Source organism: Micromonospora sp. KC207 (assembly GCF_004348615.1).
Lineage (GTDB): Bacteria > Actinomycetota > Actinomycetes > Mycobacteriales > Micromonosporaceae > Micromonospora.
Window position 1 is genome coordinate 15306 of record NZ_SMKJ01000059.1, and the last position, 12392, is coordinate 27697.

11 protein-coding genes and 1 pseudogene are annotated in these 12392 nt (G+C 71.2%); 3 read left to right on the top strand and 9 right to left on the bottom strand.

Annotated elements, in window-relative coordinates; all coding sequences use genetic code 11:
• Positions 1-160: 160 nt before the first annotated feature.
• Complete coding sequence (gene leuA / locus E1258_RS10295) at positions 161-1909, top strand: 2-isopropylmalate synthase (protein ID WP_132399062.1); 1749 nt, start codon at positions 161-163, stop codon at positions 1907-1909.
• Between the two features lie 51 nt (positions 1910-1960).
• Here the strand turns inward: leuA and E1258_RS10300 are convergent, their stop codons facing one another.
• Positions 1961-3382, bottom strand: a complete 1422-nt coding sequence (locus E1258_RS10300) for an MFS transporter (protein ID WP_132399080.1) — start codon at positions 3380-3382, stop codon at positions 1961-1963.
• A 148-nt stretch (positions 3383-3530) separates the two neighbouring features.
• Between E1258_RS10300 and E1258_RS10305 the strand changes: the two genes are divergently transcribed.
• Both E1258_RS10305 and E1258_RS10310 read left to right on the top strand, forming a co-directional pair.
• Complete coding sequence (locus E1258_RS10305) at positions 3531-4187, top strand: HNH endonuclease family protein (RefSeq protein ID WP_132399064.1); 657 nt, start codon at positions 3531-3533, stop codon at positions 4185-4187.
• Complete coding sequence (locus E1258_RS10310; RefSeq protein WP_243715319.1) at positions 4169-4522, top strand: hypothetical protein; 354 nt, start codon at positions 4169-4171, stop codon at positions 4520-4522. The genes E1258_RS10305 and E1258_RS10310 overlap by 19 nt, the downstream gene beginning before the upstream one ends.
• Before the next feature lie 100 nt (positions 4523-4622).
• Here the strand turns inward: E1258_RS10310 and E1258_RS10315 are convergent, their stop codons facing one another.
• The 8 genes and pseudogenes from E1258_RS10315 to E1258_RS34555 form a co-directional block, all read right to left on the bottom strand.
• Positions 4623-5726, bottom strand: coding sequence for an ABC transporter ATP-binding protein (locus tag E1258_RS10315; protein ID WP_132399066.1), 1104 nt, complete (start codon positions 5724-5726; stop codon positions 4623-4625).
• A complete protein-coding gene (locus tag E1258_RS10320) occupies positions 5723-6826 on the bottom strand; it encodes an ABC transporter ATP-binding protein (protein ID WP_132399068.1) in 1104 nt (367 codons plus the stop codon). Before E1258_RS10320 ends, E1258_RS10315 begins: the two co-directional genes overlap by 4 nt.
• 69 nt (positions 6827-6895) lie before the next feature.
• On the bottom strand, positions 6896-7858 hold the full coding sequence (locus E1258_RS10325; RefSeq protein WP_132399070.1) for an ABC transporter permease: 963 nt from the start codon (positions 7856-7858) through the stop codon (positions 6896-6898).
• Positions 7855-8859: an ABC transporter permease gene (locus E1258_RS10330; RefSeq protein WP_007073438.1), complete on the bottom strand. Its 1005-nt coding sequence runs from the start codon at positions 8857-8859 to the stop codon at positions 7855-7857. The genes E1258_RS10325 and E1258_RS10330 overlap by 4 nt, the downstream gene beginning before the upstream one ends.
• Before the next feature lie 77 nt (positions 8860-8936).
• Entirely contained in the window at positions 8937-10601 is a 1665-nt protein-coding gene (locus tag E1258_RS10335; protein ID WP_132399072.1) for an ABC transporter substrate-binding protein, read from the bottom strand.
• A gap of 235 nt (positions 10602-10836) precedes the next feature.
• The gene (recR, locus tag E1258_RS10340) at positions 10837-11430 is read right to left on the bottom strand and encodes a recombination mediator RecR (protein ID WP_132399074.1); all 594 of its coding nucleotides are present in this window, start codon (positions 11428-11430) and stop codon (positions 10837-10839) included.
• 15 nt (positions 11431-11445) lie between these two features.
• Positions 11446-11754 (bottom strand): YbaB/EbfC family nucleoid-associated protein, encoded by a 309-nt coding sequence (locus E1258_RS10345; RefSeq protein WP_036373303.1) that lies wholly within the window; start codon positions 11752-11754, stop codon positions 11446-11448.
• 110 nt (positions 11755-11864) lie between these two features.
• Positions 11865-12392: pseudogene (locus E1258_RS34555) on the bottom strand (DNA polymerase III subunit gamma and tau); the annotation flags it as partial.

Genomic DNA, 12392 nt, shown 5'->3' on the forward strand with positions numbered 1-12392 from the left:
CCTCGTCGCGGAGTCGAAGCGCGCCGTCCAGCAGATCCGAACCTCCCGTCGGCGCCTCGCGCCGGCCCCGGCACCGTCGCCGCACCGGCCCAGCCGCGCTGAGGCAGCCTCGCCGACCTTCCGATTGCTGACGCCACAGTTTCAGGGGGAACACTCCGCCATGGCTCAACCCGACACCGACACCGATCCGATCGCCCGGCAGCGCCCCAGCCGGATGCCGTACCAGCGTTACCAGCCGTACCAGCAGCAGTTCCGGATCGACCTGCCGGACCGCGCCTGGCCGACCCGGCACGTCGAGGCCGCGCCCCGCTGGTGCGCCGTGGACCTGCGCGACGGCAACCAGGCCCTGATCGACCCGATGTCCCCCGAGCGCAAGCGCCGGATGTTCCAGCTGCTGGTGCAGATGGGCTACAAGGAGATCGAGGTCGGCTTCCCGTCGGCCAGCCAGGCCGACTACGACTTCGTCCGGCAGATCATCGAGCAGGACCTGATCCCGAACGACGTGACCATCCAGGTGCTCACCCAGTGCCGGGAGCACCTGATCGACCGAACGTTCGAGTCGCTGCGCGGCGCGAAGCGCGCCATCGTGCACTTCTACAACTCGACCTCCACCCTCCAGCGTCGGGTGGTCTTCGGGCTGGACCGCGACGGCGTCACCGACATCGCCACCAGTGGCGCGCGGCTCTGCCAGAAGTACGCGGAGATCCACACCCCGGACACCGAGATCTACTACGAATACTCCCCGGAGTCGTACACCGGCACCGAGCTGGAGTACGCGCTGGAGGTCTGCACGGCGGTGATCGACGTGATCGACCCGACGCCGGACCGCAAGCTGATCATCAACCTGCCGGCGACCGTCGAGATGGCCACGCCGAACGTGTACGCCGACTCGATCGAGTGGATGCACCACCGCCTGCCCCGCCGGGACAGCCTGGCGCTGAGCCTGCACCCGCACAACGACCGGGGCACCGGCGTGGCCGCCGCCGAGCTGGGGCTGCTGGCCGGCGCCGACCGGATCGAGGGCTGCCTGTTCGGCAACGGCGAGCGCACGGGCAACGTCGACCTGGTGACGCTGGGGCTGAACCTGTTCTCCCAGGGCATCGACCCGATGATCGACTTCTCGAACATCGACGAGGTCAAGCGGGCCGTCGAGTACTGCAACCAGCTCCCGGTGCACGAGCGCCACCCGTACGCGGGCGACCTGGTCTACACCGCCTTCTCCGGCTCGCACCAGGACGCGATCAAGAAGGGCTTCGACGCCCTGCACGCCGACGCGGCGGCGGCCGGGGCGCCGGTCGACGAGTACGCCTGGGCCGTGCCCTACCTGCCGATCGACCCGAAGGACCTGGGCCGCACCTACGAGGCGGTCATCCGGGTCAACTCGCAGTCCGGCAAGGGCGGCGTCGCGTACATCATGAAGAGCGAGCACCAGCTCGACCTGCCCCGCCGGCTCCAGATCGAGTTCTCCGGCGTGGTCCAGCAGGTCACCGACCACGGTGGTGGCGAGGTCGACCCCGGCACCATGTGGGACATCTTCGCCGGGCAATACCTGATCGACCACCAGACCGACCCGACGGTGACGCTGGCCGGTTACGCCATCAGCACCATCGACGGCAAGGTCGAGATCGAGGCCCGGGTGGGCGTCGGCGGGCAGGACGCCCGGTTGCTCGCCGCGGTCGGCAACGGCCCCATCGACGCGTACGTCAACGCGCTGGAGTCGGTGGGCGTGGCCGTACGGGTGCTCGACTACCACGAGCACGCGCTCTCCTCCGGCGGGGACGCGCAGGCCGCCGCGTACGTCGAGTGCGAGGTCGACGGCCGCACCGTGTGGGGCGTCGGGGTGGACGCGAACATCGTGACCGCCTCCGTGAAGGCGGTCACCAGCGCCGTCAACCGCGCCCACGCCTGAGGTGTGAGGAAGGGGCCCCTGTTAACGCTTTCGGTACAGCAGGGGCCCTTCCTAACCAGCGCCACGGTGGGCGTCACCGCGGGGCGGGCGGTGGATGAGCAGCCCGGCCATCGCCGCGCCCGACAGCAGCCCGCCCGCGCACCAGAGCATCGCCCCCCGGAACGCGTCGGTCAGGGCCCCCGCCTGCTCGTACCCGGTGCCGCTCAGACCGACCAGCAGGGGCAGCGCGGCCACCGCGAGCAGGCCGCCGGCCCGGGACGCGGCGTTGTTGAACCCACTGGCCACCCCGGCGAACCGGTCCGCCACGGCGGCCAGCACCGAGGCGGTCAGCGGGGCCACCACGAGGGTCAGGCCGACGCCGAAGAGAGTCACCCCGGGCAGCACGTCCGTCCAGTACGACGCGCCCGGCCCCACCCCGCGCAGCAGCAGCAGGCCGAGCGCGGCCACGACCGGCCCGACGGTCAGCGGCAGCCGGGGGCCGATCCGGGCCGACAGCGCGCCGGCGCGCGACGAGCCGACCAGCAGCAGCACCGTCATCGGCACGGTGGCCAGGCCGGTGAGCAGGGCGGACCAGCCGACGACGTTCTGCAGGTAGACGGCGAGGAAGAAGGTGAACCCGCCGAGCGCCGCGTACACCACCACGGTGAAGACGTTCAGCACCGAGAAGATCCGGCTGCCGAACAGCCCGGTGGGAAGCATCGCGGCGTCGCCCCGGCGGCGTTCCACCAGCACGAACGCCACGGCGGCGAGCACACCGACCAGCGCCGATGCCAGCACCGGCGACGAGGTCACGCCGCGGGCCGGGGCGTCGATCAGGGCGTACGTCACGCCGCCCAGACCGAGCGCGCCGAGCAGCGCGCCGGCCACGTCGAAGCGCCGCCGGCCCGATCCGGTACGCGAGACGTCCACGTCGCGGCTCTCCGGCGCCCAGCGCAGCGCGGCGAGCACCACCGGCACGGCCAGCGGCAGGTTGATGAAGAAGATCCACCGCCAGGACAGGGCGTCGATCAGCCAGCCACCGACGAACGGGCCGAGCGCGGTGGAGACCCCGGCCAGCCCGGACCAGGTGCCGATCGCCCGTCCCCGGTCGTCGGGGTGGAAGCTGGACTGGAGCACCGACAGCGAGCCGGGGGTGAGCAGCGCGCCACCGGCACCCTGAAGGAACCGGGCCGCGACCAGCCAGCCGGTGCCCTGGGCAAGGCCGCACAGCGCCGACGCGACGGCGAACCAGACCACCCCGAAGAGGAAGACCCGCCGCCGCCCGAAGCGATCGCCGAGCGCCCCGCCGAGCAGCACGAACGCGGCCAGCATCAACAGGTACCCGTTGACGGTCCACTGAAGACCGGCCACGGTGGCGCCGAGGTCCGCACCCAGGCGGGGCAGCGCGACGTTGACCACCGTGCTGTCCAGGAACACCATGCCGGAGGCGAGGATGGCGGCGAGCAGTGTGCCCCGGCCGGCGGGAGTGCCCATCCGGAGCGCGGGCACGGACGCGGGTGCGGGTGTGGTCACGGGTACCAGTGTTCCTCCGGTCGATTCGCCGGACGCCACGAATCATGGAAACGGTGCCGGGGTACTGTGCGCAATCGCCGGAAGCCCGCAAGCTGGAGAGGTGTCGTCTGTGCGTACCAGATCAGGACGTCGCGTGGCCGTGGCCGCCGCGCTCGCCGCGGCGCTCACCGTCGCGGCGGCCGGCTGCACGGCGGTCGACGAGCCGCAGGCCCCGCCGAGCGGCGGCGGCAACGTCGGCGACAGGCTCGACCAGCTCACCGTGGCGAGCGCGGGGTCGATGAAGGGCTACAGCCGCGACCGCTTCCCGCACTGGCGGGACACCGGCAAGAACTGCGACGTACGCGACAGCGTGCTGAAACGCGACGGCAAGGACATCCGACTCTCCGGGTGCAACGTGGTCGCCGGCCGTTGGGAGAGCGTGTACGACGGGCGGACGTTCACCGACCCCTCCGACGTGGACATCGACCACATGGTCCCGCTGGCCAACGCGTGGCGCTCGGGTGCCGACGAGTGGGACGACGCCAAGCGGGGTGACTTCGCCAACGATCTCACAAGACCGCAGCTCATCGCCGTTTCCGCCTCCTCCAACCGGGCAAAGGGTGACCAGGACCCGTCCCAGTGGAAACCGGCGAACCGGTCGTACTGGTGCCAGTACGCCGAGGACTGGGTGACGGTCAAGCATCACTGGCGGCTGACGGTGACCAGTGCCGAGAAGGCCGCCCTGGCCGACATGTTGGAGGGCTGCACATGGCCGAGCACGCCGTGACGGAGGCCGGGGCGGCACCGGCCCCGAAGCAGACATCGGGCGCGGGCGCGGATGGCGACGCGGACGCGGGAGCCTCGGGCGGCGGGGCGCTGAGCCGTACCGCCGACATCGTGCCCGGCCCCGGCGGCGTGATGACCGACGAGGTCGGCGTGGTGACCGGCGAGCTGACCCTGCGCACCGAGTACGCGAACGGCCAGGTCGCCCTGCGTGTGCAGTACCGTGAGGCCGACGAGTGGTACGCGGTCACCGGCGGGCGGGCCCCGCTGGCCGACCCGGCCGGGCTGGACGCCGTGCACGCGATCGCCGTCGGCCTGCTCCACCGCCCCGAGGGCTGAGTGTCCGGAGGGCTGACCGGTTCCGCGGGCGTCGACACGCAGGCGTTGACAGGGGTCCCCTGCTATACCGGATGCGTTAACAGGGGCCCCTTCTTGCACCTCACACGTACGAGCCGGGCTCGGTCGGGGCGGAGACGACGGCGGGGTCCTCGCCCTCGCCTTCGGGCCGGACGATCTGGGCGCTCACCTTGTGCGGGCGCAGCTCACCGGTGGCGATCCGCTCGGCGAAGTGGCAGGCGACCCGGCTGGCGCCGATCTCCCGCAGCGCCGGCCGCTCGTCGGCGCAGCGGGTCGGCTGGGCCCACGGGCAGCGGGTGTGAAACCGGCAGCCCGACGGCGGGTTGGCCGGCGAGGGCAGGTCTCCGGCGAGCAGGATGCGTTCCCGGCGGTCCTCCACGTCCGGGTCCGGCACCGGCACGGCCGACATGAGCGCCCGGGTGTACGGGTGCAGCGGTTCGCTGTAGAGCCGGTCGCTCGGCGCCTCCTCGACCAGCGCGCCCAGGTACATCACGCCGACCACGTCGGAGATGTGCTTGACCACGGCGAGGTCGTGCGCGATCACCAGGTACGTCAGGCCGAGGTTGTCCTGGAGTTCGTCGAGCAGGTTCACCACCTGGGCCTGGATGGAGACGTCCAGGGCGGAGACGGGCTCGTCGGCGACGATCAGTTCGGGGCCGAGCACCAGGGCCCGGGCGATGCCGATGCGCTGCCGCTGGCCGCCGGAGAACTCGTGCGGGTAGCGGGACAGCGCCCACCGGGGCAGCCCCACGGCGTCGAGGGTCTCGCCGATGATCCGCCGCCGGTCGTCCCGGTCGGCGCCGATGCCGTGGGTCTGCAACCCCTCGGTCAGGATCGACTCGACGTTCTGCCGGGGGTCGAGGCTCGACATCGGGTCCTGGAAGATCATCTGCATCCGGCGGCGCATGGTGCGCAGCTTCCCGGCCGGCAGCGTGGTCAGCTCGACGCCGTCGAAGCGGACCTCGCCGCTGGTGGGCGGGTTGAGCTGGAGCAGCGCCCGGCCGAGCGTCGACTTGCCGCAGCCGGACTCGCCGACCAGCCCGTACGTCTTTCCGCGCGGAATGCTCAGGTCGACACCGTCGACCGCCTTGACGTGGCCGACCACCCGGTCGAGGATCAGCCCCCGCTTGATCGGGAAGTGCACCTTCAGGTCGCGGACCTCGACGAGGATGTCGCTCTCGGTCACGGCTTCTCCTCCTCGCGTGGTGCGGGCACCGGGCCGGCGGTGGCACCGTCCGCGGCACCGGTCGACGCGGCGGCACCGTCCGCGGCACCGGTCGTCGCGGCGGTGGCTTGCGGGGGCGGCGTGCCGGGGACCGGGGCCGGGTTGACGCACCGGTAGCTGCGGCCGTCGTGGGTGAGCACCAGCTCTGGCGGCTCCCCCACGCACTCGTCGACCCGGCGCGTGCAGCGCGGGGCGAAGGCGCAGCCGTCCGGCCAGGTCAGCACGTCCCGGACCGAGCCGGGAATGGGGTTGAGCCGTTCGCCGCGCCCCGCGTCCAGGCGCGGCACCGAGCCGAGCAACCCCACGGTGTACGGGTGGCGCGGTTGCCGGAACAGCGGGCGGCGGCGGGCGGTCTCCACCACCCGACCGGCGTACAGCACGTTGATCGTGTCGCACATGCCGGCGACCACCCCCAGGTCGTGGGTGATCATCACGAGCGCGGTGCCGGAGTCCCGGACCAGCTCCTTGAGCAGCTCCAGGATCTGCGCCTGGATGGTGACGTCGAGCGCGGTGGTCGGCTCGTCGGCGATCAGCAGCCGGGGCCGGCAGGCCGCCGCCATGGCGATCAGGGCGCGCTGTCGCATGCCGCCGGAGAGCTGGTGCGGGTACTCCTTGAGCCGGCGGCGGGGATCGGGGATGCCGACCCGGTCGAGGAGGGCGGCGGCCTCCTTCCGGGCCGCCTCCCCCTTCATCCCCCGGTGCCGGGTGAGCACCTCGGTCACCTGCAGTCCGATCGGGATCACCGGGTTCAGCGAGGAGAGCGGATCCTGGAAGATCATCGCGACGTCCCGGCCCCGGATGTCGCGCCGGGACCGGTCGTCGAGCTGGAGCAGGTCCGTGCCGTCGAAGACGGCCCTGCCGCCGACCCGCAGGCCGGGCTGCTTGGGCAGCAGGCCCATGATGGCCAGCGACGTGACGCTCTTGCCGCAGCCGGACTCGCCGACGAGGCCGACCACCTCGCCCGCGTCGACGGAGAAGGAGACCCCGTCGACGGCGTGCACGGTGCGCTGACCGCGCCGGGCGAAGGTGACGGAGAGATCGTCCACTTCGAGCAGTGCCATTATCGGCCTTCCGTTCGCGACTGCGGGGCTCGCGGGCTCACTTCTCGCGCTGCGCACACCAGCGCCGACCTACTTCCGCAGCTTCGGGTCGAGGGCCTCGCGCATCGCCTCGCCGAGCAGGGTGAAGCCGAGCGCGGTCACGATGATGGCGAGGGCGGGCAGGACGGCGAGCCGGGGCGCGGCGTCGAGATAGCGCTGCGCGTCGGCGAGCATCACGCCCCACTCCGGGATGGACGCGTCGTTGTTGCCCAAACCGAGGAACGACAGCGCCGCGGCCTCGATGGTCGCGGTGGCCAGGGTCAGTGTGGCCTGGACGATCACCGGGGCGAGCGAGTTCGGCACCACGTGGGTCAGCGCGATCTTCGGCTTCCGCACGCCCAGCGACGTCGCGGCGAGCACGTAGTCGCTGTTGGCCTGGGAGATCATCGACCCGCGCAGCAGTCGGGCGAAGACCGGCACGGAGACCACGCCGACCGCGATCATGACCGTGGTGAGGCCGGCACCGAGCAGCGCGGCGATGCTGATCGCCAGCAGCAGGCTCGGCATGGCCAGCAGCATGTCGACGAAGCGCATGAGGGCGTTGTCGACGGCCCGGCCCCACTTGCCGCCGAGGCCGGCGCTGGCCCCGGCGATGCCGCCGATGAGCGACCCGACGGCCAGGCCGATCAGCGTGGAGACCACGCCGACCAGCAGGGTCTGCCGGGCGCCGACGATCATCCGGCTGAACTCGTCGCGGCCGATGTGGTCGACGCCGAACCAGTTGTCGGCGCGGGGGCCCGGGAAGTAGCCGATGTTGTCCCGGATCTCGCCCTTCCAGAGCTGGGCGTCCGCCGGGTACGGGACGAGGAACGGGCCGACGATGGCGATCAGCAGGAACAGGGCCAGGATCACCGCGCCGACGATCGCGGCCGGGTTGCGCCGCAGCCGGCGGAACGCCTCCCGCCAGAGGCTCACGCCGCGCTCGTCGTCCCGGGCGGCCAGCTCGGCGAGCCGGTCGATCTTCTCGCGCTTCTTGCCGGTGATGCTCGTCATCGCACCCTCACCCTCGGGTCGATCACGCTGTAGGAGAGGTCCACCAGGAGGTTCACCAGCACGTACACCACCGCGATGATCAGGATGAAGCCCATCAGCACGGGATAGTCGCGCTGACTGATCGCCTCGGCGACGAACGCCCCGATGCCGCTGAAGGCGAAGACGGTCTCGGTCAGCACCGCGCCGGAGAGCAGGCCGCCGGTGAGCAGGCCGATCGAGGTGACCACGGGGAGCATGGCGTTGCGCAGCACGTGCCGGCGGCGGACCGTCGACTCGGTCAGGCCCTTGGCCTCGGCGGTGCGGACGAAGTCCTCGTTGAGCACCTCCAGCACGCTGGCCCGGGTGATCCGGACGATGATCGCCAGGGGGATGCTCGCCAGCGCGAGGCCCGGCAGCACCAGGTGCCAGAGCGCGTCGGCGGCGGCGTCCCACTCCCGGGTCAGCAGCCCGTCGAGGACGAAGAAGTTGGTGATCCGGGTCGCTCCGAGGGTCGGGTCCTGCCGGCCGCTGGACGGGAACCAGCCGAGGTTCTCCGAGAAGATCGCCTTGAGCACGTACGCGAGGAAGAAGACCGGGATGCAGATGCCGATCAGCGAGCCGCCGACCGACAGGTGGTCGAACAGCCGGCCCCGGCGGCGGGCGGCCAGGTAGCCCAGCGGGATGCCGATCCCGATAGCGATGATCATGGCCATCACGGTCAACTCGACGGTGCCGGGGAACCGTTCGAAGAACTCGGTGACGACCGGGCGCTTGGTGGAGGTCGAGGTGCCCAGGTCCAGTTTGATCAGTCGCCGGACGAACCGGCCGTACTGGATCAGGATCGGCTCGTCGAGGCCGAGGTTGCGGCGAATGGCCGCGCGCATCTCCGGTGTGCCGCGCTCGCCGAGGATGGCCGTCTCGGGGCCGCCCGGCAGCCGGCGCAGCCAGATGAACAGCAGGAGGGAGAGCCCGAACAGCGTCGGTATCAGCTGGAGCAGGCGTCTGACGATGAACCGGAACACGGCGGCCTCGGAGGGGTGCGGAGGGATACGGGCGGACGCCGTGGGTAACGGCGCCCGCCCGCGTTCCTTGCGTCAGGTCAGGACTTGAACTCGGCGGTGGCGTACCGCTCGTCGGTGAGCGGGCTCGCCTTGATCCCGGTCACGTCCTTGCCGAACACGATCGCCGGCGGCGAGTGCGAGATCGGCACACCCGGCAGGAGGTCCATGACCGCCTTGTTGAGGGCCTTGTACTTCTCCACCCGGGCCGCCTGGTCGGCGGTGGTGTCGGCGTCCTTGAACTGGGCGAAGAGCTGGGCGTTGTTGAAGCCCCACTCGTCCTTCGGCCGGTCGAAGAAGGTGCCGATGAAGTTGTAGGCGTCGCCGTAGTCACCGGTCCAGCCGAGGAAGTGCAGGTCGTGCTTGCTCCCGGAGGTGGTGGCGTTCAGGTAGTCCGGGCTCCACTTCAGCGGGATGGCCTCGACGTTGATGCCGACCGCCTTGAGGTCCGCCGAGAGCAGCTCGAAGATGTCCTTCGGGTTCGGCATGTACGGCCGGGTGACCTCGGTCGGGTAGTGGAACCTCAGGGTCAGGTTCGACGCGCCGGCCTCGGCCAGCAGCGCCTTGGCCTTCTCCGGGTTGTAGTCGTACTTGGTGACCTCGCCGTTCCAGCCCTCGACGGTGTCGGGCATGAAGTTCAGCGCGACCTTGGCGCCCGGGGGCAGCTTCGAGTCGACCAGCGCCTGACGGTTGAGCGCGTGCGCGATCGCCTGGCGGACCTTGAGGTCGGCCAGCTTCGGGTTCCCCTTCTGGTTGATGGCCAGGTAGAGGATGTTGAACGCCGGGCGGGTGAGGACGTTGAAGCCCTCGGTCTTCAGCGGCTCGACGTCGGCCGGGCCGACCAGGTCGTACCCCTGGATGTCGCCGGAGCGCAGCGCCTGCTTGCGCGCGTTCTCGTCGGAGATCGTCTTGAAGATGACGGTCTTCAGCTTGGCCTTGGTGCCGGAGTAGTCGTCGTTGCGCTCGATGGTGAGCGTCTTGTTGGCGACGTCCCAGGACTTGAACTTGAACGGGCCGGTGCCGGTGGGGTGCTCCATCGCGTACGACGGGTACTTGATGTCCTCGGCGGTGCCGCCGACGTTGCTGGCGTCGTACTGCTGGAGCGCCTTCGGGCTGTGGATGGAGAACGAGGGCAGCATCAGCGCGGCCGGGATCTTGCTGGAGACCCGGGTGAACGCCAGGTCCACAGTGGTGGCGTCCTTGGCGGTGCAGGACTTGAAGAGGCTCGGCGGCAGCTCCGGGTCCTCGTTCTTGGCGAAGCCGCCCATGACGTCCTGCCAGTACGCGGTCACGTCCGGGCTCTGCATGAGGCCCTTGGCGTTGTACCAGCGGTCGAAGTTGGCGCAGACGGCCTCGGCGTTGAAGTCGGTGCCGTCGTGGAACTTCACGCCGGAACGCAGCTTGAACGTCCAGGTGGTGCCGGCGGCGTCCGGGGTCCAGGACTCGGCCAGCCCCGGGGTGACCTTGGTGCCACCCTCCTCCGGCCGGACCAGGGTCTCGAAGACCTGGCGCGCCACGCGCAGCGACTCGCCGTCGCTGGCGAAGCTGGGGTCGAGGACCTTCGGGTCGCCGGCCACGCCGAAGACCATGGTGTCCTTCTTGCTACCGCCGGAGTTGTCGTCGCGGTTGCTCTCGGCGCAGCCTGCTACCGCGAGGGCCGCGACAGCGACGGCCGCGACAGCGACCTTCGGCCTGGGTGCACGCATGGGTGCTTCACCTCGTCCTTGGGGATACGGACAACGTGGTGACAGGGTCACCGATGGGCGTGACCATAGCCCCCGTTCGGACCGCCCCGAAACTGGCCGGGTACGGGTTGGTATCGGATCGTGTCCCAGTCGCGATGCAACCGAAGAATCGAAGGCGAAAGTCGGGTTTCGCCGAATGATCCGAGGGCGCGATGCCAAACTGTTACGTCACACCCGTCCCTGAGGGCACCTGGTGTCAGACCGCCCTACGCCCCTCGAACGCGCGGCCGAGGGTGATCTCGTCGGCGTACTCCAGGTCGCCGCCCACCGGCAGGCCGCTGGCCAGCCGGGTCACCGAGATGCCCATCGGCTTGACCATCAGGGCCAGGTACGTCGCCGTCGCCTCGCCCTCGGTGTTCGGGTCGGTGGCGAGAATCAGCTCACGCACCGCGCCGCCGCCCAGCCGAGTCATCAGCTCCCGGATGCGCAGGTTGTCCGGCCCGATCCCCTCCAGCGGATTGATCGCGCCGCCGAGCACGTGGTAGCGCCCCCGGAACTCACCCGTACGCTCGATCGCCACCACGTCCTTGGGCTCCTCGACCACGCAGAGCACCTCGTCGCCCCGCCGCGGGTCGCGGCAGATCCGGCACTGTTCGGACTCGGCGACGTTGTAGCAGGTGGTGCAGAAGCGCACCAGTTCCTTGACCTTGCGCAGCGCGCCGGCCAGCCGGTTGATGTCGGCCGGGTCGGCCGACAGGACGTGGAAGGCGATCCGCTGCGCGCTCTTCGGGCCCACGCCCGGCAGCCGCCCCAGCTCGTCGATCAGGTCCTGAATGGCACCTTCGTACATCTGCGTCGGCCGGGCTCAGAAACCGGGCAGGCCGAGGCCGCCCATCCCACCCGCGACCGGGCCCATCTTCTGCTCCGTCAGCGCCCGGGCCGCCTCGGCGGCGTTGTGCAGCGCGGCGACGACCAGGTCCTCCAGCGTCTCCACGTCCTCCGGGTCGACCGCCTTCGGGTCGATCTTGATGCTCTTGACGTCGCCGGAGCCGGAAACCGTCGCCGTGACCAGGCCGCCCCCGGCGGTGCCGGTCACCTCGGCCTCGGCCAGCTCGGCCTGGGCCTTGGCGATCTGCTGCTGCATCTTCTGCGCCTGCTTCAGCATCTGCTGCATGTTCGGCTGTCCACCTGGGCGCACGGATGGCTCCTTCTCGCACTCGTCTGCTCGGCCGCGCCCAGCCTAACCGGGACGCGAGGTGTTGCCTGGCACGGGCGACGCCCGCGTCAGCGGGCGTCCACCTCGTCGATCTTCTCCGCCCCGAACGCCTCCCGGAGCAGCTGCACCGCCTGCTCCTCGCTGGACTGCCGGGCGGTCCGCTCGTCGATCACCTCGTCGAGCGGCTCGTCGCCCGGGTCGAAGCCCTCGTAGGCCGGGGCGGCCACCGCCGCCGGGCCCGGACGGCCACCGCCGCGCACCGGCCCGTCGTAGTCCGGGTCGTAGGGCGGCTCGCCCGCCCAGTCGGCGTCCGCCGTCTTACGGACCCCATTCTGGGTACGCGGACCCCGGCCGGCCGCCGCCGCCCGCGCGGCGGCCAGCCCGCTGCCACTGGCGGGGCCCCTACCCGGGGCGGCGGCACCGCTGGCCGGTGTCGTCGGGGCGGCACCACGCGCTGCGGCACCGTTGGCCGGCGTGGCAGGGGCGACAGCACGGGGAGCGGCCCCGTTGCCGGCAGCGCCGTTGGTGACACCGTTGGCTGGCGTCGCCGAGGCGGCGGCACGCGCGGCGGCCAGGGTGGGCCCGCTGGGCGGGGC

Excerpts from the sequence above, each read along its gene's own strand:
- E1258_RS10345 (WP_036373303.1), bottom strand. The coding sequence starts at position 11,754 with ATGCAGCAGATGCTGAAGCAGGCGCAGAAGATGCAGCAGCAGATCGCC.
- leuA (WP_132399062.1), top strand. The coding sequence starts at position 161 with ATGGCTCAACCCGACACCGACACCGATCCGATCGCCCGGCAGCGCCCC.
- E1258_RS10300 (WP_132399080.1), bottom strand. The coding sequence starts at position 3,382 with ATGGGCACTCCCGCCGGCCGGGGCACACTGCTCGCCGCCATCCTCGCC.
- E1258_RS10310 (WP_243715319.1), top strand. The coding sequence starts at position 4,169 with ATGGCCGAGCACGCCGTGACGGAGGCCGGGGCGGCACCGGCCCCGAAG.
- E1258_RS10335 (WP_132399072.1), bottom strand. The coding sequence starts at position 10,601 with ATGCGTGCACCCAGGCCGAAGGTCGCTGTCGCGGCCGTCGCTGTCGCG.
- E1258_RS10325 (WP_132399070.1), bottom strand. The coding sequence starts at position 7,858 with ATGACGAGCATCACCGGCAAGAAGCGCGAGAAGATCGACCGGCTCGCC.
- recR (WP_132399074.1), bottom strand. The coding sequence starts at position 11,430 with ATGTACGAAGGTGCCATTCAGGACCTGATCGACGAGCTGGGGCGGCTG.
- E1258_RS10320 (WP_132399068.1), bottom strand. The coding sequence starts at position 6,826 with ATGGCACTGCTCGAAGTGGACGATCTCTCCGTCACCTTCGCCCGGCGC.